We start from the raw sequence: 23,644 nt of genomic DNA on the forward strand, positions 1-23,644 counted from the left end.
AGTTATAAATACATCAAAGATGTTTATTTGAGTTCAGAGATAATATTTACGGTTTCTTGAAGGTAAATATCTCTTTTCAGATTTTTCATCCAGTTTTCAGATTTTTTAGCAAAAACCTCATCGGTTTTTCCTCTGGCAACTTCGTCTGCATGAAGCGCGAAGTTCAATCCGTTATTGTATTTAATCAATGGTTTGAATTTATCAATCTGTGCTTTTCTGGTTTTCATCACCGTTTCAAAATCTTTTAGATTAAGAGAAATCTTTTCTTCTTTGTCTAATTTTTCTCTCCATTGTGCAGATTCTAATAACAATTGATAAAATTTATTTTGAGCCATTCTTGACTGACTGTTTTTCGCCAAATCTGCAACATTTATTGGATTATTCACTGTAAAACTGCTAGAGTTAACTTGATCCCAAGGTAAAGCATAATTGTCAAACCTTTCGCCGATTTCTTCATAAGAGAACACATCTTTCATCGGGATGTCAGACTCAACTCCTTTTAACTGGGTAGATTTTCCGTTGATTCTATAAAATTTCTGAATGGTTAATTTCAGTGAACCAAAATCATCCGTACTGTTTAAAAATCTATTCAGTTCTACGAAAGTCTGCACTGTTCCTTTCCCGAAAGAATTAGGAGAACCAACAATCACTGCTCTTCCGTAATCTTTCATCGCACCTGCTAAAATTTCAGAAGCAGAAGCCGAAAGTTCGTTTTGCATGATTACCAATGGACCAGTCCAAATTGGGTCATTTTGTTTGTTTCTCATCACCTGAACTCTACCGTTTCCGTCTTTTACTTGAACAACAGGTCCGTTATTCATGAAAAGTCCCATAATATCTACCACTTCGGTAAGAGAACCACCTCCGTTATTTCTTAAATCAAGGATGATTCCTTCTACCTTTTGAGCTTTTAGTTTAATAAGTTCTGCTTTTATGTCGTCTGAAGCATTTCTTCCTTTAGCATCTTCAAAATCTGCATTGAAACTTGGCAAATTGATGAATCCATATTTTTTACCATTCGCTCCATTGATGATGATACTTCTCGCAAAAGTGTCTTCTATCGCTACTTCTTCACGAATCATCTTCACTTCTTTGATGGTTCCATCTTTTTTCTTAAGCGTAAGAACTACTTCTGTTCCTTTTTCGCCACGGATAAAACGCACCGCTTCATCTACCAACATTCCCGTCACATTAATTGGTTCTTCTCCTTTTTTAGACTGAACTTTTAGAATCTCGTCTCCTTCTGAAATCTGTTTCGATTTCCAAGCTGGAGCGCCAACTACCAATGTTCCGATTTTTATTTTTCCTTTGCTTTCTTGAATCGTTGCCCCAATTCCAATGACTTTTCCTACGAAATTCACATCAAAATCTTCTTTGTCTTGAGGTGAAAAATAATTGGTATGCGGATCAAAAACTTCTGTGTATGCATTCATGTAAACCGAGAACCAATCCATTTTTTTACGCTTTTGGAATCTCTTAAACATAGAAGTCATTAAATCTTTTACTTCTTCCGTAGCTTTTACTTGTTTCTGCGCAGGTGTAAGAATTTCTAACTTGATGGTATCTTTCAGTTTCAGACGGTTTACACTGTCTTTTTTCTCACGTTGCGTTTCTTCTTTTGCATTGAGCGTTTCTATTTCTTGAAGAATATTGTACTTGATGAATTTTTTCCACTCGTTTTTTAATTCTTCTTGATTCTGAGGATATTTTTTCAGTTTTGGCTCCAGAATTAATTCATCATTTTCTTCAAAATTAATGGGTTTGCTCAAGATTTCCTGAGAATATTTTTCGATTTCTGCGGTTCTGTCGTACAATTTATCAACCGTTAGTTTATAAAAAGTTAAATCACCTCTGTTCAGATAATCATCTAATTTGGTTCTGTGTTTGCTGAATTCATCTACTTCTGATTGCAGGAAAAATCTTTTTCCTGGGTCTATCATTTCCATGTATTTATCGTAAACATCAGCAGAATAAGCATCATTAATCGGCTTAGGCGAATAATGCAGATAAGAAAGCGTATTTTTTACACTTATCATAATCGTTTGCATCTTCTCGTCATCATTCTGCGGTGCATTGAAACAGAACATTAGCGTTACAAGTGGCGCAAAAAATAAAAGTCTATTGAGTTTGAATTTTTTGAACATATTTTTTAATAAAATTATTTACAATAAGTTGGGTTAACTATTGCTTTGTTACAGAATACATTTTTAAATAAAGCTCAAATTTAATGTCTTATTTAAAAATATGATATATTTTTTTGATTTTTTTCTTCGATTTTAAAAATTTACAGAAACAAGAATGTATTTTTCTTAATAATTATACTGTAATCCGAATTTAATCCCAAATTTTTGTGCACCTGGATTTTCTAAATAATTGCCTCTCCAATTGAAATCTATTCTCAGCATTCTGATGTTCCCGAAACCAATATTTTCAATCCCAAAGCCATACTCGTAATAAGGTTTTTGATGTGGCGCAGAAAGCAAGATATTGGTAGAATTAATATTTTTAGACGCATCGCTTAAACTACCGATTGCGGTTCTGTAAAATGCTACTTCTCTCAATTTCAGTTTTTTAATTAAGGGAATATAAGAAAGTAATTTTCCATTAAAATGATGTTCGGCCTGAAAACTAAGGTACTCATCCGTAACAAATTCATAATAATTGAGTAATGAAAACGTGTTGGGCGTAAGCCCGTAAGATTGATTGCCTGGGATTACATTTTGCAAAGCCAAAGGAACCGTATTGAAGTTTTTACCCGCTTCTACATTCAGAATTAATCTTCCGAAACTCTTCAATAAAAATGGCTGATAATAGTAAAACTGCAATTTATTGTAATTAAAATCTGCATTGAAAACGCCTTCTAAACCTCTGGTATATTTCAAAACAAATGTTGGCGCCAAAGTACTATGTTCGTAACGATCTACACCATATTGTGAGAATTTTGCGCCAGGTCTTGCGGTAATGCTCAGTGCTAGTTTACTATCTTTAAGTTCTGAAAAAAGTTGGTTATTTTGATAAAAATCCAGCGAAAATTTAGTCGGATTGGCAGATTTTATGGTTTGATATGTTGCGTCTAATCTTACCGTAAAATTTTTAAAAGGGTCTATAGCTGCAAATGCACTGGTCTGATTTACAGAACTTAAATTAAAATTATTCCCTGAATTAAGAACTCCTGAAGAGGCAAAAGAACGCGTCATAATTCCCTCATCTGTAGTAAGTTGCGCGCCTAATTGCATTACATCTCTTCTGGTGCCAATTCCTATGGTAAATCTATTATCTCGGTTGAACATTTTTCTGGCCTCGAAACCGTATTTTATCTGCCCGTCTTTAAATCCGTAGGCGGTATAAAATGCAGCCCTCCACATATCATTTGGCGAAAAAAAGGTTCTTGCGCCAACCCTCACCCTAAAGCCTTCAACATCATTAAAACCAATGGTAGAATACAAATCGCCAATATCAATAGCGTTCCCAACGTTGTAATAGCCAGATGCAAGCGTTTCATAAAGCTTTACAGCTCTTTTAAATTTCGGAACATTATTAAGCTCATCCATCATTACATAAATGTTCTTTTCTGATTCAGAAAGTGGTGTTTTTCTGTTTTCTTCCCAAAAATTTTCGTCTTTTTGCAACTGTTCATCGCTTAGAAATTCCGTTTTCTGTTCAAATACCTCATCTTTTAAATTTTGATTGAATAAATAATCAGAAAAAGTAGTATTCTTTTTGATTACCAAGCTTTTAGACTTGTCTTTTTTACTTAAGATAGACATTTGTATTTCCTGATAATTTTTCTTTGGCAAGAAAATACTATCATTTGGGTTATCAAAATCCAACTCATTATAAAAATTGTTCACAAAATTTACGTTTAGGTTTTTGCTAGATTTCAAAGTAGCTCTTACAACCGCATAATTTTCTTTAGAAATATACAACATCCCATAAATAGACAAAACATCTTTTCTTTTTGGAGTATATTTTATTCTATAACAATCTACACTATTGTAATTTTGGTCTGATAAAAGTTCATAATCATAACTCATAAAACCATCCTTCGCAACAGGACTTGTAAAGCCTATGTTAAAGAAATTCAGAATATTATCATAAATATTAATGTCTTTATAAAGGTTTTTAGCAGTATTGGCGACTACTTCGTTACTAGAAAATCCTGAAGCTTTATTGGCTAAAACTTCTTTTTTCTCTTTTTTTACAGGTTCTTTTTTACCCCAATTTTTATAGACCGTTTCATTAAAATAAATAGGTAAAGACAATTTATTATCAACAGTATCCGCATATTTAAAAATAAAATCTACTTTGTTGAAAATTTTCTTTTGCGTAAAAGTACTGTCTAAATTAATAACATCTACCTGTATTTTTTCGTACTCATTATACTGATAGTCTTGAAACTGAGAAAGACCATTGTTTTTCTTGTGTTTCCACACTTGTTGCAAGATTTCGTATGCAGGATTGTCTTTTTTCTTCAATTTCTTTTTTGAAGATTTTATAACTACTGCATCAATATTTTTCTCTTTAATCTGAGAAAAAGCTACAATTGGTATAAGAAAAGTAAAGACTAAAAGTAGTTTAAAATAGTTCATATTCTTCGGTATTAAATATCCTTTCAATTTTTGTTAATAAACAAGGGCGCAAATTAATATTAATTTTGATTTATTTTTGTAACCAAAATTTCATTATTCATTATATTTAAAATTTATAAATACAATCATTAAACGAAAAAACTTTCGTTTTTATTCTGAAAACTGTGTTTTCGCACTTCAGAAAACAATTAGGTCTGTGTTTTGTATGACAAACAAAATATTCTTCAAAAATTACGAAAAAATTAATCGGATTAAAAAAGCAATAATCTTACCATTTTATAGTAAAAATCTGTTTTTAATAAATTAATTTTGTCTGAAATCTAATTTTAAGAAGAAAATCGCACTAATTAAATTGATAATCAATCCCCAAAAAAGTTTGCGAAACTACAAAAATCAATAAAAATAATTTTTAGAATGAAAAAACCTTTGATATTAGTTACCAATGATGACGGAATTACCGCTCCAGGAATTAGAAATTTGGTGAATTTTATGAACGAAATAGGCGAAGTAGTTGTAGTAGCGCCTAACTCACCTCAATCTGGAAAAGGACATGCCATTACCATCAATTCTACTCTTACTTTCGAAGAAATCAACTTAGAAGGACCTCAGCGTGATTATTCACTGAGCGGAACTCCTGTAGATTGCGTAAAATTTGCTCTAGATAAAGTCTTGACCAGAAAACCAGATTTAGTGGTTTCTGGAATTAATCACGGTGCTAATTCTTCGATTAATGTCATTTATTCTGGTACCATGTCTGCCGCAGTAGAAGCAGGTGTAGAAGGTTTACAGTCTATAGGATTTTCTCTGCTGGATTTTGCGTGGGATGCAGATTTCTCACAATGCAAAGATTATATCCAAAATATTGTAAAAAAGGTTTTAGAAAATCCTTTGCCAAAAGGAATTGTGCTGAATGTGAACATTCCGAAACTGAAAAAAGAAGAAATAAAAGGCATCAAAGTTTGCAGACAAGCCCAAGCAAAATGGGAAGAAAGCTTTGACGAACGCGTAAATCCTCATGGCAAAAAATACTATTGGCTCACAGGTTATTTTAACAACCAAGACGAAGGAAAAGATGCCGATGAAAACGCACTTGCCGATGGTTACATCTCTGTAGTTCCCGTGAAATTTGATTTAACCGCCCATGAATATTTGCAGGAATTGGGAGAGGTTTTGAATGGGTAAAGTTTTTCTAAGCGAAAATTTTTGTATAGTTGAGTTATACGGAGAAATCCTACAAACGGAAGTAAACTCCCTTCGTGGTAATTCGCAAATCCGCCGAACCGTTATCTGTCATTCTATAAACGACAGTGCTAACATTAACTAATACGAAAACATCAAACATACCAAACCCACCCACCACCCGAAAGTATTCTTTAAAAAAATTATGTTGACGATTGACCGTTGTACAACTTTCTACAAATAGAGACTTTTGTGCTATGGACATTAAGCAAAAATTTGGCAATAACTTAAAACGTCTGCGATTAGAAAAAGGTCTATCACAAGAGAAACTTGCATTAATTGCTGAAATCGATAGGACATACATTCCAAGCATTGAAAAAGGCGAAAGGAATGTATCAATCGTTATTGCAGAAAAACTTGCCATTGCTTTAAATGTTCCAATTACAGAACTATTTAAAGAATTAAAATGAGTATTATAAACCAAATCCAGCAATTTGTTGCGGTAAAATTTAAGACCACCTTAGAAACATTTTTAGAAGCTTTGAAAATAAGTCCAAATGCTCAGGGCTATGTTAATGGTTCAATTACAGAACTTCTCTTAAAACAACACCTTGAGAATAATCAATTTGAGGTTTTAAGAATAAAAGAAAAATGGGAAGGATTAAAACACCCTAAACATCACGGTGATTTATACATAAAAAAGAATCAAACTGATAATTGGTATGTAGTTGAGTCCAAGGGTGTAAAATCTAATACTGAAATTTGGAATAAATTATATAATTATTCTAACTTAAAGAAATTCTTGTACGACCATAATGAAATAATAAGTTGGATTGACCACTCACAAGATATAGAATTACAAATAGAACAGTGGCTAGGAACAAACCTTCCCGAAGTACGTACTTGGAATACTATTTATAGTTTTGAAGAAATCAGAAAGTATCTTGCATCACCACCTAGAAGAGAAACTGAAAAATTAGTATCAATGAGGGCTTTATCTGCATATTCCAGAACTCAAATAGAAGGAATTATAAGACAGCGTATTAATTATCTGCACACAAAATTAATGGTTCTTGATACCCACTTTGTTTCTGGTACATCTGGAGCAAGTGAAAGAACACAAGCAACACCAAGAAAGGACGAATTCAATATTATTTCAATTGATATTGTGCTAAGATATAATGAACATAAATTTTTATTTGCTAATCCTCAACATTTAGATTCTTCAGGAAAAGATGAAAACCATCTTCAACAAAACTATATTATGGGTATTGTATTTCCACAAGAAAATGGTCAAATGTTAATAAACTTATATGAGGATTGGTACGATAACATTGATGATGTTTACAATACTTTAGATGTAACGGATTCGGTACAACAACAAGATATGCAAATTGATTTGAGAAGAGATTTGATTGAATAACTTGCATATTACACATTTGTGTTTTATTTTTGACACAAATGTGTAATATATGAATTCTTTATTTGACATAGAACTTTCCAAAGAAGACAACCTTTTAAAAAGGTTTGAGGAAATTCACGACTATATTTATGCCAATGACGGCTTATCACCACAACAAACTTTGGAAGAGTTTGTAAAAATTTTGTTCATCAAAATTTTTGACGAAAACGAAAAACTGAAACAGTTTTCCGTTTCTTCTGAAGAATGGAACGATATAAAATCGGGTAAAAGCGTCTCTTCATTTTACGACCGAATAACTGCGTTATTTGATAAAACACAAAAAGAATATAAAGATATTTTTGATACGGACGACCGTATAAAATTAAGTCAAAACGCACTTGGTTTTACAGTCAATAAATTACAGGGAATTTCACTACTTGGTTCTTCACAAGACGCAAAAGGTTTGGCATTTCAAAAGTTTTTATCACACCACGAAAAAGACGGACGAGGACAATTTTTCACGCCAGAACCTGTCATTGACTTTTGCGTTTCAATGATGCAACCAAAACCAAACGAAACAATCATTGACCCAGCTTGTGGAAGTGGTGGTTTTTTGATGTCGGCTTTGAAATATATACAAGACAACAACCCTAAATTAGACACATCAAAAGTTGTTTCGCAAAACATTTTCGGTTTGGACATCAACAGAAGTATTGCCCGAATTGCCAAAATGAAATTGCTTTTGGAAGCCAACGGAAAAACAAACATTCTTTGCACTAATTCGTTAGAAGATTTAGACAGTATTAAACTTTCATTAGGTCAAAAAAATGGTTTTGATTTGGTTTTGACTAATCCGCCTTTTGGTGCAAAAATCACTCAATCATCTGTTTTGTCAAAGTTCGATTTGGGACATAAATGGGGGAACAAAAGCAATGAATTTTACCAAACAAAAACTGTTTACGCAAACCAAAATGCTGAAATTCTTTTTATTGAGCGTTGTTTGCAACTTTTGAAAGAAGGCGGAAGAATGGCAATCGTTTTACCAAACGGAAATTTTGAAAATCCGTCATTGGATTATTTACGTTATTACATCAAACAAAAAGCAAAAGTTTTAGCTATTGTAAACTTACCACAAGAAACCTTTATTCCATTTGGAACAGGTGTAAAAACATCGTTATTGTTTTTGGAAAAAGATACTAAAAACGAAGAAAAACATTATCCGATTTTCTTCGGTAGAATTACAAAATTAGGTTATCAAGGAAACAAAAATGGAACGCCAATTTATCAGAAAGATAAATACGGACAAATTATAAAAGATGAAAACAAACAACCGATTTTGGATGAAGATTTTTCGGCTACAATCGAAAACTATAAAGCATTTCTAAAAGGCAAAAAAATTGAAACACAAAACTCTTTTTCCATTCAATTCAACGAATTAAACGGGCGATTTGACTATGATTTTTATTCACCTGAAAATCGTAAGTTATTTTCGAACTTGACGAATTTTAAAACTGTTCGTTTAGGCGATATATGTGAAATTGTAAAAACAAAAAGCAGAAAACTAAAAGACCCGAATTTAATTGTTGAATACGTTGAACTTTCCGACATCAACACACATTCTTACGAAATCATCAACTCTACAACAAGTCAAGTTCACGAATTACCAAGCAGAGCAAGTTATGAAATTGAACAAGGCGACATCATTACAGCAATCGCAGGAAATTCGGTTGGAACACGAAAACACGCAACAGCTTTGGTAACAGAAGATTTAGCAGGAAGTATTTGCACAAATGGTTTTAGAGTATTTCGAAACTTCAAAATTGACAGTTATTATTTGCTCTATTATTTGAAATCAGAAATGTTTTTAAAGCAAATGTTTATGTATCGAACAGGTGCAGCTATTCCAAATGTTTCAGACACAGATTTAGCGAACATTATCATTCATTTGCCCGAACAAAAAACGATTGACGACATCAGCAACAAAATGAAAAAAGCATTTGAACTGCGACAAGCATCGAAACAACAAATAGAAAGTATAGAATTAGAATTTGCATAACAAACGAAAAAAGAACGACAGATAACAGCAGTAGCTGTTGCACAACTCCTTTTTTTTGAAAATAGTTTTCAAAAACATACGTTTTGACCTCGTTTAAGTACTTTTAAGCGAGGTTTTATTTTTTAGTTAAGATTAAAAATGCTAAAAGATGGGGTGCTTAACATTGAGTTATTGAAGCTTTGAAAGACTTTTTTACAAAAGCAAAGCACTTCCCTGTCTTAAGAAAATAACTTGGTGCCGATGTCTCGGATTTCTAATCCATTACTTAGAAAAATATAAACCCTAAAATCCGCAAAAAGCGGATTTTTTTATGGGCTATCCTTTAAGTTTTCTAGCAGTCAAATAGGAGTTTTGCTTGGGATTTGTTCGTGGTTTGTTCGTGTTTCCTTCGAATCAGCCTCGGAAAAGTACCCTAAATTACGAACAAACCACGAACAAACGTAAAACTTGAGTCAACTTTGACCCAAATGAAACTCCAGAGAATTGCACTGCTTTCTAAATCATTTTGAATTATACATTTGTCGAATTTTTCTGCTCAAGAAATCCAAAAATTCCTTATTTTTAACAAAATAATTTTACCAAATGCGCATAGAATATGATATAAAATTGGGCTTCAAAGACGTGATGTTTCGCCCAAAACGTTCTACTCTTAAATCTCGTTCTCAAGTAAGTCTAGAAAGGGAATTTATCTTTAGAAATTCTAAAAAAACTTGGCGTGGTGTTCCCATTATCGCTGCCAATATGGATACGGTAGGAACTTTTGAAATGGCAACGGCTCTTGCAGAAGAAAAAATCATTACCGCCATTCATAAGCATTACACGCTAGAAGAATGGTCGGCATTTCTAGAAAATTCTCCAGAAAGCATTTACCAATATATCGCCATCAGCTCTGGAACAGGAAGCAGTGACGAAGAAAAAATTAAAGAAATCATCAGTAAATTTCCAAAAATAAACTTCATCTGCATCGATGTAGCCAATGGTTATTCGGAACATTTTGTGAATTTTGTGAAAAAAGTTCGCGCAAATTTTCCAGATAAAACCATCATCGCAGGAAATGTGGTAACTGGCGAAATGGTAGAAGAACTCATTTTAGCTGGTGCAGATATTATAAAAGTAGGAATTGGGCCAGGTTCTGTGTGTACTACTCGAGTGAAAACTGGAGTGGGTTATCCTCAGCTTTCGGCGATTATAGAATGTGCAGATGCAGCGCATGGTTTGGGTGGACATATCATCGGTGATGGTGGTTGCAAAGTTCCGGGAGATGTAGCCAAAGCTTTTGGTGGAGGTGCAGATTTTGTAATGCTAGGCGGAATGTTTGCTGGTCACGACGAAAGTGGCGGTGAAATGGTAGAAGAAAACGGTAAAAAATTCAGATTATTCTACGGAATGAGTTCTAAAACCGCCATGGAAAAACACAGTGGTGGCGTTGCAGAATACCGTGCTTCTGAAGGAAAAACTGTAAAGGTAAAATACAAAGGACCAGTTGCGGAAACGGTAAAAGATATTTTAGGCGGAGTTCGCTCTACTTGTACGTATGTTGGCGCTTCTCAACTCAAGGAATTATCGAAAAGAACGACCTTTATCAGAGTACAAGAACAGCATAATGAAGTCTTTGGAAACGAATAGCTTAGATAAAAAAACTTTTTATTTATGTTAATGCAACAATTTTATTTGTATTTACTGGTTAAAATGGTAATTATTATCTAAACTACTGTAAATCAAGCGATTTCTAATCAATTTTTTTGGAGATAAAAAATATTATTTTTATATTTGCACTCGAAAACACAAGTGCTCCAATAAAATATAATTCTTTGAATTATAATAGCTTAATCCTCGAATTACTCGAGGATTTTCTATTTTAGAAGGGTTTCTCTGAGTTTTTGGGCTGCTTTTCTTACTTCAGTACTCCAATCATCTACTGCGTTTCCATCTGCACCATCGGAAATATATTTTAAACAAAGAAAAGGGATATTTTCTTCTTTAGAAACTTTGGCTAAAGCAAATGCTTCCATTTCTATCACATTGTATTCTGGATTTTTATGTTCCATTTCGAATTGGTCTCCGCTTCCGCAAATTCCATTCGGAATATTTTCTAAAGTGATGCCGTGTTCTAGAATAATTTCTCCATTCGCAAAAGGCGTTTCAAATTTTTGAAAACCGAGTGCCATCACATCCATATCTCTTTGGATAAATTGGGTACAACACACCACATTTCCCTTATTAAAAGCCGTGCTTCCTGCGGTTCCCAGATTGATGACAATATCGGGATTGTACTTTTCTATGCCTTTAAAAAGATGATATGCTGCATTAATCTTCCCTACTCCAGTAAAAATTTTCTGAAAATCATTAAACTCTTCTTGTGCTTCTACTTCTAAAGCAAAAACCAGAAGTGGATTTTGGTAAACAGTTCCGTTGATATTTATTTCTTTCATTTTAATTATTTTTTTAAACGCAAAGAATATCATCTATCCAAACTTTTCTAAGAAAGCAAAGTTCATTCGCTAGCGAATGGTAAAAGCTTATGGAAATCAACTTGTTGATTCAATCTTTGCTTCCTTTTTATCGTTTTAATCTAATTTGCTTTGCGTTTTAAGGCTTTAAAAATGAAAAGACTTCCGAAGAAGTCTTTTGTATTTATTGATTGATTTTCAGAATTTTAAGTAAGCATTCCACCATCTACATTCATGACTTGACCTGTAACATAAGCAGACATTTCGCTTCCGAAGAATACACATGCATTGGCTACATCTTCTGGAGTTCCGCCACGTTTTAAAGGAATAGCATCTCTCCAACCTTGTACGGTTTTCTCGTCTAAAACAGCCGTCATTTCAGTTTCTATAAATCCGGGCGCAATTGCATTACATCTGATATTTCTAGAACCCAATTCCAAAGCTACAGATTTTGTAAAACCAATTACCCCAGCTTTAGAAGCCGCATAATTCGCTTGTCCTGCGTTTCCTTTTACCCCAACTACAGAAGTCATGTTAATAATAGAACCGCTTCTTGCTTTCATCATAGGTTTAATTACCGCTTTTGTCAAGTTGAAAACAGAATCTAGATTTACTTTGATAATGGTGTCCCAATCTTCTTTTGACATTCTGAGCATTAAATTATCTCTGGTAATTCCGGCGTTATTGATTAAAATATCGATTTTTCCAAATTCTGCCATTACATCATCTACCAATTTCTGAGCTGCTTCATGGTCTGAAGCATCTGATTGATAACCTTTGATTTGGGTAACAGAACTTAATGATTTTTCTAATTCCTGTGCTTTTTCTACAGAACCTGCATAAGTAAAAGCCACTTTCGCACCTTGTGCTGCAAAAACTTCTACAATTCCTTTTCCGATTCCGCGAGTTCCTCCTGTGATAAGAGCCACCTTTCCTTCAAGTAGTTTCATTATGTATATATTATTTTTTTACTTTAAATTTTTGCAAATTTAATAGAAAATATTTACTCTTCATTCAAAGCTTTGCTTTCAAAATATTTTAACTAATTAAATAGCATTATTTACTATCAAAACAATCTCTCCTTTCAAGGTCTTGCTTTTAGAAAAAGCAATGAGTTCATCGATAGTTCCACGTTTGGTTTCTTCGAACTTTTTAGAAATTTCACGGCTTAAACTTACTTTGGTATTTTCTCCGAAAAATTCTTTAATCTGTTCTAAAGTCGTATTAATTTTATGCGGACTTTCGTATAAAACAATGGTTTTTTTTTCTTCGGCGAGTTGTTTCAGTTTGGTTTGTCTGCCTTTTTTTTGAGGTAAAAACCCTGCGAAATAAAAATCGTGATTTGGTAAACCCGAAACCACCAAAGCTGGAACAAAAGCAGTTGCTCCCGGCAAACAAATCATTTCCAAATCTTCATCTGCACAAGCTTTTCCGAGCAAATATCCAGGATCTGAAATTCCGGGAGTTCCTGCATCGGTAATAATGGCAATGTTTTGTCCAGATTTTAAATCTGCAATTACTTTTTCGGTTGCAGCGTGTTCATTATGAAGATGATACGATTTTAGATGTTTTGAAATTTCGTAATGTTTCAACAAAATTCCCGAAGTTCTGGTGTCTTCACAAAGGATATAATCTACTTCTTTCAGCACTTTTATCGCTCTGAAAGTCATATCTTCTAGGTTTCCAATCGGTGTTGGAACAAAATATAGGATTCCGCTCATAACTTCTCATACAAATCTTTACAAAATTCCTCCAAGCTAGGATCTCTAGCTCCCATCAACAATAAAACCGAATTTTCTGATAATGAAGGTTTTACCGTTTCTAAAAACTGATTTCTATCTTCTACAAAAAAAGCTTTTTTGCCTTTCGCTTTTATGTCTTCAATTAAATCATTCGCAGAAATATCTTTCACAGCGGTTCCGCCTGCGTAAAAAATTTCGCTCATCCAGATTTCATCATTTTCACGAAGTGTATTCGAGATTTCTTCTACAAAATCATTTCTCAAAAATCTTGTCGGTCCATAACCATGCGGTTGAAACCAAGCCACCACTTTCTCTGCCAAAGGTTGACAAGCCTTAATACTTGCAGCACATTTTGCAGGATTGTGAGCATAATCATCAATCACCCAAACTCCATTTTTTTGTCCTAAAATCTGATGACGACGATAAATTCCTTCATATTTTGATAAACTTTCGGCACAAGTTTTTAAATCTACCCCAATTTGATTGGCAACTGCAACTGCAGCCGCAGCATTTTCTACGGTGTGCTGTCCTATTGCGTTCATTGTAAATTCTTGATTATCAATTTCAAAGCTTAATTTAAAACCTTCTTGTTTGAAGTTTTTAGCATTAAAACCAGCTTCAGTTTCAAAACCGAAATCGTTATTTACATTCGCCGACAAAGTTTTGGCTAATGCATTCGATTGATTTACAATGTATAAACTTTTAGTATTATTTTTAAAAATCGTGAAAAGTTCTATCAATTCATCAATTTCTTGATGGTCTTTATCAATATTCAAAAGCAAACCAATTTCTGGTTCGTATTGAACAACCGAACCATCGCTTTCATCCGCTTCAATAATGAGCCAATCTCCTTTCCCAACGTAAGCATTGCCAATTTTTCCTTGTTTAATAATGCTCGTTAAACCCGCTCCAGAAATAATGGACGGCTCTAAACCAGCATCCAACAAAATTTGAAATAGCATTGCCGAAGTGGTTGATTTTCCTGAAGTTCCCGCAACAGCAACCGTCTTTTTACTTTTCGCAATCATCGCGAGAAGTTGACTTCTTTTAATAATCGGAATTCCGAGTTCTTTGGCTTTTTTTACTTCGTAAACGGTGTCTTCAATCGCAGTAGAAACTACTACCAAATCAGTTTCCGCAGTAATTCCACTTCCGTCTTGTAGAAAACACTTTATTCCTTCATTTTCAAGTTGTTCCTTAGTTTTATTGTATTCATCAGGATGAAAATATCTATCGCTTCCCGATACATTTTTGCCAATTCCCTGCAAGTATTGAGCAATTGCACTCATCCCAACTCCTGCAACTCCTATGAAAAAAGGATTTTTAAAATCTGAAATATTCATTATTTGTTAGATGTTAGATGTTAGATGTTGGGTGTATTTCATTCAAGCACCAACATCTAGCAATTTCTATAAAAATTTATTTTCTACTAAGCTCCACAATCTCTGTGCGTATTCATCTACTTTTTCCCAGCCTTTTTCATAATAAACTTCGCTGAGATATTCCTTCGCTTGTTCTAGAGTAGCATAAGAATTCAGACGATTCACCACTTGATTCAGTTCTACCTGACTTCCGTTAAAAAGAACCTTTGTAAAAGCAATTCTGTCATTAATATCTAACTTAAAATCTGGAAGTGTTTTTTCGGCTTCCATATAATCTGTAGGAAGATTAGTTTTCAGTAAACTTGGTGCTTTTTTCTCTTCTGGAATATGAGTAACATCTATTTTTTCTTGAATATGTTCTAAAGGATCATCATCAAAAAGGCTTTGAACAGTGGCTTTCAGTCCTTTAATATGCGCCAATTTGAATTTTTTCTCGTGATGTTCTTTGATTTCGTGATGAGAGTGTTCTTGGCTCGCAGATTTTTCTTCTGAAGTTGGCTCAGATTTTTCTTCGTGATGATGAACAGGAGCAGGAATATCTATAATTTTTCTTCTTTCCTCATGAAGTCTTTCTTCTTCATCTTTTTTCTCCATTTCTTCTTTAGCCAAAGTAATTTCAGAAATTTCTTGCTCTTTTTCTTTTTCTATATTTTCAGCCAAATCATTGATATTCTGTTCTTTTTCAATGAAATATTCTTCGTCAAGTTTTTCTGCCACTGCATTTTCTTCAACTGCTGGTTCCTCTTCTAGTTCTTCTTCAATTTCTGCAACAGGTTGAGTGAAATCATCTACTTTTTTAGTATCAATTTCAAAGTTTATCACTTGTCTTTCAACATCTTGTTCTACATTTTCTTCGGCACGAATAACAGAAAGCATCTCTGAATAATTTTTCAAAGAAATAACCTTTTCCTGAAGTTCTGTGAAAACTCTTGCTTCTGCTATAAAATCTTCTTCATTTGAAAAAGATGAAATCTTTGAAATCAATTCTTTAATTTCAGCGAATAATCTTTCTTGTGTTTCTTGTAATTTTTGCATGGCAAATCTTTTAATTTTTTGCGTAAATTTGAAACTTATTTATATCTGCTAATTTAGACAATGTTTTTAGAAAATACAATAAACCACGCAAAACAAAGTGGATGGATGGAAGTAATTTGTGGCTCAATGTTTTCGGGGAAAACCGAAGAACTGATTCGCAGATTGCGCAGAGCTGAAATGGCTGGACAAAAAGTAGAAATTTTCAAACCGAAAATAGATACTCGCTATGATGAGGAAGAAGTTGTTTCTCATAATCACAACAAAATTAGAAGTACTCCTGTAGAAAGTTCAAACGAAATTTTACTCCTGGGTTCTACTTGTGATGTGGTAGGAATAGATGAAGCACAGTTTTTCGATGATGGAATTGTAGAAGTAGCTAATCAATTGGCTAATAACGGAATACGAGTAGTAATTGCCGGTCTAGATATGGATTTCTTAGGAAGACCTTTCGGACCGATGCCTTTTTTAATGGCAACCGCAGAATACGTGACAAAAGTACACGCGATTTGTAAAACCACAGGAAACTTGGCCAACTATTCTATGAGAACTTCTAGCAGCAAAGACTTGGTACAACTTGGGGAAACCGATAGTTACGAAGCCGTAAGCAGAAGAATTTTTATAGACGAAGTTTTGAATAAAAAATAATGAATTACACCACAAAAGAAATAGCAGAAATTACTCAATCTCAAATCATTGGGGATAAAAATCTGCAAATTCATCATATTGCTTTTGACAGCAGAAATATTTATTCTACCCTCAAAACTGCATTTATCGCCATCAATACTCACAAAAATTCTGGTGAGAAATACATTCCGCAAGCGATAGAAAAAGGAATTAAAGTCATTATTTCTGAAAATTTTTATTCAGAATACGACGGAATTACATGGATTATTGTAGAAAATTCTGTAAAATTTCTACAAGATTTAGCACACTATCATATTGAAAATCATTCTATTAAAACCATAGGAATTACGGGAAGTAACGGAAAAACCATCGTGAAAGAATGGTTATACCAATGTTTATGGAATGAATTTCCCACCGTGAAATCCCCAAAAAGTTTCAACTCACAGATTGGTTTACCGATTTCTCTGTTACAAACTTCGGAAAAACATCAAGTAGGAATTTTCGAAGTGGGAATTTCTAAACCACAAGAAATGAAGACTTTAGAAGAAATTTTTTCTCCTAAAATTGGAATTTTGACTCACATTGGAACAGCGCACTCTTCTAATTTCGAAAATGAACTTCAGCTGATTAAAGAAAAACTGATTCTTTTTAAAAATTCAGAAATTATTATCTATAATGGTGATAATGAGCAAGTTTGTAAAGAAATAAAAACGCAATATTCTGACAAAAAACTCATTAGCTTTGGTCTAAAGACTCATAATGATGTAAAAATTATCTGTAATTATAATGATAGAAATCAAGAAATTTTAGTTCAATATTTCTCAGAAAAATTGAGTTTTCCTGCGAACCAAAGAGACGAAGCTACATTGACCAATGCTTTGGCGGTAATCTGTATTTTAAAAGAATTTGGTTTTACCAACGAAAAAATAGTTGAAAAAATCAACAACCTGAAAGCGGTAGAAATGCGCTTAGAAAGTGTAAATGGAGTACGTAATAATTTGATTATCAATGACTCTTTTAACTTAGATTTAGACTCGCTCATTATTGCATATCAGTTTATTAATCAATACAATAGAGACGAAAAAACCTTAATTCTTTCGGATATTTTTGATGTAAAAAATGATGATGTTTCGCTGTATCATAAAGTGGCAGAAATTACCAATCAGCAAAATTTCAAACAGATATTTTTAGTTGGCAATCAAATTTCTAGATTTCAAGAAAAATTTAATGCTAAAACATATACTTTTTCTACCACAAAAGAATTATTAGAAAGTCAACAGCTCAATTCCATTGAAAATCAACTGATTCTGCTGAAAGGAGCAAGAATTTTTGAATTTGAGAAAATAAAATCACATTTAGAACTTCAAAAACACGATACTGTTTTAGAAATAAATCTCAATGCCATTCTGCATAATATTAATGTTCATAAGTCATTGCTAAAACCAGAAACCAAAATGTGTGCAATGGTAAAAGCCTATTCTTATGGACTTGGCGGTTATGAAATTGCAGAGTTTTTGCAACATCATCACATTGATTATCTGGGAGTTGCATACGCAGATGAAGGAGTAGACCTTAGAAAAAATGGAATCACCACGCCCATTTTGGTCATGAATCCTGAACAAGGCAGTTATGATGTGATTATAGATTATAATCTCGAGCCAGAAATTTACAGTTTGAGAGTATTAGAACTTTTTGCCAATCAATTGCAATTGAAGGGAATTCAGCAGAAATATCCTATTCATATCAAGGTAGAAACAGGAATGCATCGTCTTGGTTTTAAGGAACATGAAATAGATGAATTGGTTGAAAATCTTAAAAAATACAATGTAAAAGTTGCCAGTATTTTCAGCCATCTTTCTTCTGCAGACGTTCCTGAAGAAGATGATTACACGATGGAGCAAATTCATACATTCCAAAGAGTTTCTTCTAAAATTTCTGAAGCTTTGGGTTATCAACCCATCAGACATATTTTAAATACTGCTGGAATTACCTATTATTCTGATTATCAGTTTGAAATGGTAAGAATTGGAATAGGAATGGTAGGAATTTCTGCCAATCCCGAAGTGAAAAAACAATTACAAAGCGCTGTAACTTTTAAAACCGTAATTTCACAAATTTCTGAGGTAAAACAAGGAGAATCAATTGGTTACAACAGAAAGTACAAAGCAGAAAAAGACACCAGAATTGCTACCATTCCTGTAGGTTATGCAGACGGAATTCCAAGATTAATTGGCAATAAAAAAGGATTTGTAGGCATTCATAACCAAAAAGTATCCATCGTAGGAAATATTTGCATGGATATGTTAATGGTTGATTTACAGAATATTAAAGCTAAAGAAGGAGATGAAGTGATTATTTTTAACGGTAATCCTACTTTGGAAGAATTTTCTGGATATTGCCAAACCATTCCTTATGAAGTGCTTACTTCTATTTCTAGAAGAGTCAAAAGAATCTACATAAAAGATTAAAACACCACACCAAAACACCCAAATATTACCCACCAATGAAAAAATTAATATTTTATATATTATTGATTTTCTTCACTTTACATACAAATGCTCAGGTGAAAGAAAATCTAAAAATTCCCAAAAATCCTAAAATTGGATTATCACTTTCTGGAGGCGGAGCAAAAGGATTTGCGCATGTAGGCGTTCTAAAAGTGCTGGATTCTCTAGGTGTAAAAGTAGATTACATCTCTGGAACTAGTATGGGAGCGATTGTAGGCGGTTTATACGCTTCTGGTTACACCGGAAAAGACATTGAAAAAATTATTTTAGACACTGATTTTTATAATTTGATTTCTAATAAAAATAACCGCGCCGAAAGTTCCTTTTTCAATAAATCCGTTGATAAATATCTACTAAAAGTTCCTATAAAAAATGGAAAAGCTACACTTCCCACTTCTATTTCTTCTGGTCAAAAAAATCTATACTTGCTCAAAGAATTATTCAAAAATGTATCTAACATAAACGATTTCAGCAAGTTACCGATTCCATTCATGTGTGTAGCGACCAATTTAGAAACTGGAAAAATTAAAATTTTTGAAAACGGAGATCTCTCAGAATCTATTTTGGCAAGTTCTGCATTTCCCTCATTAATGGATCCTGTGAAAATTGGCGATAGTATTTATGTAGACGGAGCAATGACGGTGAATTATCCTTCAGAATTTCTAAAGAAGAAGGGAATAGACATTGTAATCGGTGTAGATTTAAATCAAGGACTTAATAAAAGAGATAAAATTAACAGTATTGTAGATATTTTGAATCAAATCATTGATTTTGGGATTGTAGAAGAGACTAAGAATCAATTAAAATTTACAGATGTAAATATCAAGCCTAATCTTGAAGGTTTAGGAGTAACCAGTTTTGATGATAAAGCCAAAATTCTGAAATCTGGTTATGACGAAGCCATGAAATATCTGGAAATTCTAGATAAACTCCCTAAAAAGAATTTTGATAATCTTAGGATGCCCGTCAACCCTATTTTCTCTAATATCTATAAAATAGACGATATAGAAGTAGAAAATAATAAAATATATGACAAAGACTATATTATTGGAAAAATGACGCTAAAACTGCCCTCATCTCAAACGTATGGTTCCATCAATAAAATGATTGATAAACTATATGCCACCAATAATTATAAAATAATTAATTACGAAATTATCCAAAAAGATAATAAAAACGTTTTAAAACTTTTTGTAACCGAAGATAACAACAGATTATTCTTAAAATTTGGTTTGCATTACGATGATATTTTTAAATCTGGCTTGCTTGCAAATATTACAGTAAAAAGACTTTTATTTAAAAATTCGAGTATCTCTATTGACGGAGTTTTTGGAGATAAATCTAGATATTATGTAAACTATTTTATAGATAATGGTTATATTCCTGGTATTGGACTTAATGCTTCCGGAATGAGTTTTGACCTTAAATCACAAGATAAATTAGCTTATGAAACCTGGAATTGGTACAGAACAGAGCTTTTTATACAATCTACTTGGAGAAATAAATTTGCTATTGGAGGCGGTATAAGCTATGATGTTTTTAATGGAAAAAATCTTTTTACAGGAGATAGAAGAAAAACAGATTACTTAAACCCTTATGTTTTTCTAAAAGGAGATACACAAGACAGTAAAACCTTTCCAAAAAGAGGTTATTACACCAATATAGAAGCGAAATCTTATGATTTCATAGAAAGTGGCACAAAAGAAAAATCTTTTCAAATAAAGGCAGATATTAGAGGTAATTTTCCTATTACAAAATTCCTCACGTATAGATTAAGAACTTTTTATGGAGTTTCATTTAATAGAGTAGACGATTTTTACAAATATCACCTCGGAGGTATATTTGAGCAAAATTTGGTAAACTTTGTTAAATTTAACGGTTACGAATTTGGAGAAGCCAGCAACAATAATGTTTTCACCGTTGGAAATGATTTTCAATTTAACTTTATGAAAAATTATTATGTAACGGCAAGTCTAAGTGTAGGAAATTTATTTGATAATTTTAATGATGCAAATTTCATCAAAATTAATTATTCTTCTTTTGGAATTACAGCAGGATATGACTCACCGTTCGGACAAATCAAAATAAATTATAGCAATGCCTTTAAAGATAAACCAGGAATTATAGCAGTAGTTCTTGGTCATTGGTTTTAAATTACATTAAAAATGATACATTTTTTTTACGAAAATATAGACGAAAATATAGACGAAAATCTTAAAAATTGGATCGAAAATATCATTGTTTCCGAAGGAAAAAAACTCGGAGAAATCAATTATATTTTCTGTGATGATGAATATTTGCTCAAAATCAATCAAGATTTTCTAGACCATGATTATTATACAGACATCATTACTTTCGACCAAGTTCGTGGAAAAACCATTTCAGGAGAGATTTTTGTATCTTTGCAGCGAATTAAGGACAATGCTAGTCTTATTTCAAAAAATTACGAAGAAGAAAAGAAAAGAGTAATTGCACACGGCATCCTTCACCTTTGTGGTTATAAAGATAAAACCGAAGAAGAACAAAAAACAATGCGTGCAAAAGAAGATTTTTATTTGTCATTAAAAACAGAATAAATATTTTTAGAAGCTATTCCCGCTTTCCACTTTTACTCCTCACTCCTAAGCTAAATCCAATGCTTGTTGCGGGGTACCGTTGCAATCGGGGCTAGTTACACTCCGTAATTGGTAGAAAATTTATACAATGTTTCACGTGAAACATTTGAAAAAAAATAGAAAATTTATAAATAGATATAAATGTTATTTAACGAAACATATGATGTAATCGTAGTTGGAGCTGGTCACGCTGGTTGCGAAGCTGCTGCTGCTGCTGCTAATCTAGGTTCTAAAACCATGCTTATTACCATGAATATGCAAACCATCGGACAGATGTCTTGTAATCCAGCAATGGGTGGTATTGCAAAAGGTCAAATTGTAAGAGAAATAGATGCAATGGGTGGTTTTAGCGGAATTGTAGCGGATAAATCTGCTATTCAATTCAAGATGCTTAACCTTTCAAAAGGACCTGCAATGTGGTCTCCTAGAACACAAAATGATAGAATGAAATTCGCAGAAGAATGGCGATATGTTCTAGAAAATACACCAAATCTTGACTTTTTTCAGGATATGGTGAAATCATTAATCATCAATAATGGCAAAGTAGAAGGCGTAATTACTTCTTTAGGTATAGAAATCAAAGGAAAATCTGTGGTTTTAACCAATGGAACTTTCCTAAATGGCCTGATTCACGTCGGTGATAAACAGTTAGGAGGAGGAAGAATGGGAGAACCAAAAGCTTATGGAATTACCGAACAATTGGTAGATTTAGGTTTTGAAGCTGGTAGAATGAAGACAGGAACTCCAGTTCGTGTAGACGGAAGAAGCCTTGATTATTCTAAGATGGAAGAACAAGCTGGAGACAAAAATCCTCAAAAATTCAGTTATTTAGACACCCCTAAATTAACGAAACAACGCAGTTGTTACATTACTTATACCAATGATACCGTTCACGAAATTTTAAGAACTGGATTTGATAAATCTCCAATGTTTAATGGTACTATCCAAAGTATTGGACCAAGATATTGCCCAAGTATTGAAGATAAAATCAATCGTTTTGCAGAAAGAAACCGTCATCAATTATTTGCTGAACCTGAAGGTTGGAATACCGTAGAAGTTTATGTAAATGGTTTCAGTTCTTCATTACCAGAAGATGTTCAATTGAAAGCATTACATCATGTTCCTGGCTTTGAAAAAGCTAAAATTTTCAGACCTGGTTATGCTATAGAATATGATTACTTCCCTCCTACTCAATTAAAACATACTTTGGAAACTAAATTGATAGAAAACCTTTATTTTGCTGGTCAAATTAATGGAACTACTGGTTACGAAGAAGCTGCAGGACAAGGTTTAATGGCAGGAATCAACGCTCATAATAAAGTTCACGAAAAAGATGAATTCATACTTAGCAGAGACGAGGCTTATATTGGAGTTTTAATAGATGATTTAATTACCAAAGGAACCGAAGAACCATACAGAATGTTTACTTCTAGAGCAGAATACAGACTGCTTTTAAGACAAGATAATGCTGATATTAGACTTACAGAAAAAGCTTACAATCTTGGTCTAGCTAAAGAAGAAAGACTCAAAAATATGGAAGAAAAAGTAGCTAAATCTTCGGAATTAGAAAAATTTTTAAGAGAAACTTCTTTAAAACCTGGTATTATCAATCCTATCTTAGAAGCTAATGAAAGTTCACCGGTAGACCAAGCTTATAGAGCTGCACAAATTCTTACAAGACCTAACCTTTCCTTAGAAAAATTAACTGCAATCGATTTCATCAAAGAAAAAGTAGAACAGTATAATGAAGAGCAAAAAGAACAGGCAGAAATCAATATCAAGTATAAAGGGTATATAGAAAAAGAAAGAGATAATGTAGCCAAATTACAAAGATTAGAAACCATTAGAATTCCAGAAGATTTTGATTATTCTAAAATTTCATCTCTTTCTGCAGAAGCAAAACAAAAGCTCAATAAAATTCAACCTAAAACCATAGCACAAGCTGGAAGGATTTCTGGAGTTTCTCCAGCAGATATTAATGTATTGCTTATTTATTTGGAAAGATAAAAGTAAAATGTTTCACGTGAAACATTTTAGAAATTTGTAATAAATTTAGATTGGAC

General features: G+C 33.0%; 17 protein-coding genes. 10 read left to right on the forward strand and 7 right to left on the reverse strand.

The features are described from left to right. Nucleotides 1-23: 23 nt before the first annotated feature. Nucleotides 24-2,144, reverse strand: coding sequence for a carboxy terminal-processing peptidase (locus EB819_RS11140; protein WP_069799906.1), 2,121 nt, complete (start codon nt 2,142-2,144; stop codon nt 24-26). Nucleotides 2,145-2,309: 165 nt separating this feature from the next. After that, entirely contained in the window at nt 2,310-4,589 is a 2,280-nt protein-coding gene (locus EB819_RS11145) for a DUF5686 family protein (RefSeq protein ID WP_069799904.1), read from the reverse strand. 414 nt (nt 4,590-5,003) lie between these two features. On the opposite strand from EB819_RS11145, the gene surE reads away from it, so the two are divergent. The 5 genes from surE (at nt 5,004) to guaC (ending at nt 10,852) form a co-directional block, all read left to right on the forward strand. After that, nucleotides 5,004-5,771, forward strand: a complete 768-nt coding sequence (gene surE, locus EB819_RS11150; protein ID WP_069799902.1) for a 5'/3'-nucleotidase SurE — start codon at nt 5,004-5,006, stop codon at nt 5,769-5,771. Between the two features lie 254 nt (nt 5,772-6,025). Then, on the forward strand, nt 6,026-6,238 hold the full coding sequence (locus EB819_RS11155; protein WP_069799898.1) for a helix-turn-helix transcriptional regulator: 213 nt from the start codon (nt 6,026-6,028) through the stop codon (nt 6,236-6,238). Then, nucleotides 6,235-7,191 (forward strand): hypothetical protein, encoded by a 957-nt coding sequence (locus EB819_RS11160; protein ID WP_069799896.1) that lies wholly within the window; start codon nt 6,235-6,237, stop codon nt 7,189-7,191. Before EB819_RS11155 ends, EB819_RS11160 begins: the two co-directional genes overlap by 4 nt. Before the next feature lie 49 nt (nt 7,192-7,240). Continuing rightward, a complete protein-coding gene (locus EB819_RS11165; protein WP_069799894.1) occupies nt 7,241-9,226 on the forward strand; it encodes an N-6 DNA methylase in 1,986 nt (661 codons plus the stop codon). Between the two features lie 582 nt (nt 9,227-9,808). Continuing rightward, nucleotides 9,809-10,852: a GMP reductase gene (gene guaC, locus EB819_RS11170; RefSeq protein ID WP_069799892.1), complete on the forward strand. Its 1,044-nt coding sequence runs from the start codon at nt 9,809-9,811 to the stop codon at nt 10,850-10,852. A gap of 227 nt (nt 10,853-11,079) precedes the next feature. On the opposite strand, the gene EB819_RS11175 is transcribed toward guaC, so the two are convergent. The 5 genes from EB819_RS11175 to EB819_RS11195 all read right to left on the reverse strand — a co-directional run bounded on the left by EB819_RS11175 (nt 11,080) and on the right by EB819_RS11195 (nt 15,835). Further along, entirely contained in the window at nt 11,080-11,658 is a 579-nt protein-coding gene (locus EB819_RS11175) for a 5'-methylthioadenosine/S-adenosylhomocysteine nucleosidase family protein (protein WP_069799890.1), read from the reverse strand. A gap of 224 nt (nt 11,659-11,882) precedes the next feature. Then, nucleotides 11,883-12,626 (reverse strand): 3-oxoacyl-[acyl-carrier-protein] reductase, encoded by a 744-nt coding sequence (gene fabG, locus EB819_RS11180; RefSeq protein ID WP_069799888.1) that lies wholly within the window; start codon nt 12,624-12,626, stop codon nt 11,883-11,885. A 96-nt stretch (nt 12,627-12,722) separates the two neighbouring features. Beyond that, complete coding sequence (rsmI, locus tag EB819_RS11185) at nt 12,723-13,397, reverse strand: 16S rRNA (cytidine(1402)-2'-O)-methyltransferase (protein WP_069799886.1); 675 nt, start codon at nt 13,395-13,397, stop codon at nt 12,723-12,725. Continuing rightward, nucleotides 13,394-14,761, reverse strand: a complete 1,368-nt coding sequence (locus EB819_RS11190) for a UDP-N-acetylmuramate--L-alanine ligase (protein ID WP_069799884.1) — start codon at nt 14,759-14,761, stop codon at nt 13,394-13,396. The genes rsmI and EB819_RS11190 overlap by 4 nt, the downstream gene beginning before the upstream one ends. A 66-nt stretch (nt 14,762-14,827) precedes the next feature. Continuing rightward, nucleotides 14,828-15,835, reverse strand: a complete 1,008-nt coding sequence (locus EB819_RS11195) for a DUF8457 domain-containing protein (protein WP_069799883.1) — start codon at nt 15,833-15,835, stop codon at nt 14,828-14,830. A gap of 60 nt (nt 15,836-15,895) precedes the next feature. Between EB819_RS11195 and EB819_RS11200 the strand changes: the two genes are divergently transcribed. The 5 genes from EB819_RS11200 (at nt 15,896) to mnmG (ending at nt 23,588) form a co-directional block, all read left to right on the forward strand. Then, nucleotides 15,896-16,480 (forward strand): thymidine kinase, encoded by a 585-nt coding sequence (locus EB819_RS11200; RefSeq protein WP_069799881.1) that lies wholly within the window; start codon nt 15,896-15,898, stop codon nt 16,478-16,480. After that, nucleotides 16,480-18,927 (forward strand): bifunctional UDP-N-acetylmuramoyl-tripeptide:D-alanyl-D-alanine ligase/alanine racemase, encoded by a 2,448-nt coding sequence (locus tag EB819_RS11205; protein ID WP_069799879.1) that lies wholly within the window; start codon nt 16,480-16,482, stop codon nt 18,925-18,927. Before EB819_RS11200 ends, EB819_RS11205 begins: the two co-directional genes overlap by 1 nt. 35 nt (nt 18,928-18,962) lie before the next feature. Continuing rightward, nucleotides 18,963-21,119 carry a patatin-like phospholipase family protein gene (locus EB819_RS11210; protein WP_069799878.1) on the forward strand — a complete coding sequence of 719 codons (2,157 nt, stop codon included), beginning with the start codon at nt 18,963-18,965 and terminating at the stop codon, nt 21,117-21,119. Between the two features lie 12 nt (nt 21,120-21,131). Beyond that, nucleotides 21,132-21,542 carry an rRNA maturation RNase YbeY gene (gene ybeY, locus EB819_RS11215; protein WP_069799876.1) on the forward strand — a complete coding sequence of 137 codons (411 nt, stop codon included), beginning with the start codon at nt 21,132-21,134 and terminating at the stop codon, nt 21,540-21,542. Nucleotides 21,543-21,722: 180 nt separating this feature from the next. Further along, the gene (mnmG, locus tag EB819_RS11220) at nt 21,723-23,588 is read left to right on the forward strand and encodes a tRNA uridine-5-carboxymethylaminomethyl(34) synthesis enzyme MnmG (RefSeq protein ID WP_069799874.1); all 1,866 of its coding nucleotides are present in this window, start codon (nt 21,723-21,725) and stop codon (nt 23,586-23,588) included. Nucleotides 23,589-23,644 lie beyond the last annotated feature (56 nt).

Origin of the sequence: Cloacibacterium normanense, from assembly GCF_003860565.1 — a bacterium.
Lineage (GTDB): Bacteria > Bacteroidota > Bacteroidia > Flavobacteriales > Weeksellaceae > Cloacibacterium > Cloacibacterium normanense.

Excerpts from the sequence above, each read along its gene's own strand:
- EB819_RS11160 (WP_069799896.1), top strand. The coding sequence starts at position 6,235 with ATGAGTATTATAAACCAAATCCAGCAATTTGTTGCGGTAAAATTTAAG.
- fabG (WP_069799888.1), bottom strand. The coding sequence starts at position 12,626 with ATGAAACTACTTGAAGGAAAGGTGGCTCTTATCACAGGAGGAACTCGC.
- EB819_RS11140 (WP_069799906.1), bottom strand. The coding sequence starts at position 2,144 with ATGTTCAAAAAATTCAAACTCAATAGACTTTTATTTTTTGCGCCACTT.
- EB819_RS11155 (WP_069799898.1), top strand. The coding sequence starts at position 6,026 with ATGGACATTAAGCAAAAATTTGGCAATAACTTAAAACGTCTGCGATTA.
- EB819_RS11145 (WP_069799904.1), bottom strand. The coding sequence starts at position 4,589 with ATGAACTATTTTAAACTACTTTTAGTCTTTACTTTTCTTATACCAATT.
- EB819_RS11200 (WP_069799881.1), top strand. The coding sequence starts at position 15,896 with ATGTTTTTAGAAAATACAATAAACCACGCAAAACAAAGTGGATGGATG.
- guaC (WP_069799892.1), top strand. The coding sequence starts at position 9,809 with ATGCGCATAGAATATGATATAAAATTGGGCTTCAAAGACGTGATGTTT.
- EB819_RS11205 (WP_069799879.1), top strand. The coding sequence starts at position 16,480 with ATGAATTACACCACAAAAGAAATAGCAGAAATTACTCAATCTCAAATC.
- rsmI (WP_069799886.1), bottom strand. The coding sequence starts at position 13,397 with ATGAGCGGAATCCTATATTTTGTTCCAACACCGATTGGAAACCTAGAA.
- surE (WP_069799902.1), top strand. The coding sequence starts at position 5,004 with ATGAAAAAACCTTTGATATTAGTTACCAATGATGACGGAATTACCGCT.
- mnmG (WP_069799874.1), top strand. The coding sequence starts at position 21,723 with ATGTTATTTAACGAAACATATGATGTAATCGTAGTTGGAGCTGGTCAC.
- EB819_RS11195 (WP_069799883.1), bottom strand. The coding sequence starts at position 15,835 with ATGCAAAAATTACAAGAAACACAAGAAAGATTATTCGCTGAAATTAAA.
- EB819_RS11190 (WP_069799884.1), bottom strand. The coding sequence starts at position 14,761 with ATGAATATTTCAGATTTTAAAAATCCTTTTTTCATAGGAGTTGCAGGA.
- EB819_RS11165 (WP_069799894.1), top strand. The coding sequence starts at position 7,241 with ATGAATTCTTTATTTGACATAGAACTTTCCAAAGAAGACAACCTTTTA.
- EB819_RS11210 (WP_069799878.1), top strand. The coding sequence starts at position 18,963 with ATGAAAAAATTAATATTTTATATATTATTGATTTTCTTCACTTTACAT.
- EB819_RS11175 (WP_069799890.1), bottom strand. The coding sequence starts at position 11,658 with ATGAAAGAAATAAATATCAACGGAACTGTTTACCAAAATCCACTTCTG.
- ybeY (WP_069799876.1), top strand. The coding sequence starts at position 21,132 with ATGATACATTTTTTTTACGAAAATATAGACGAAAATATAGACGAAAAT.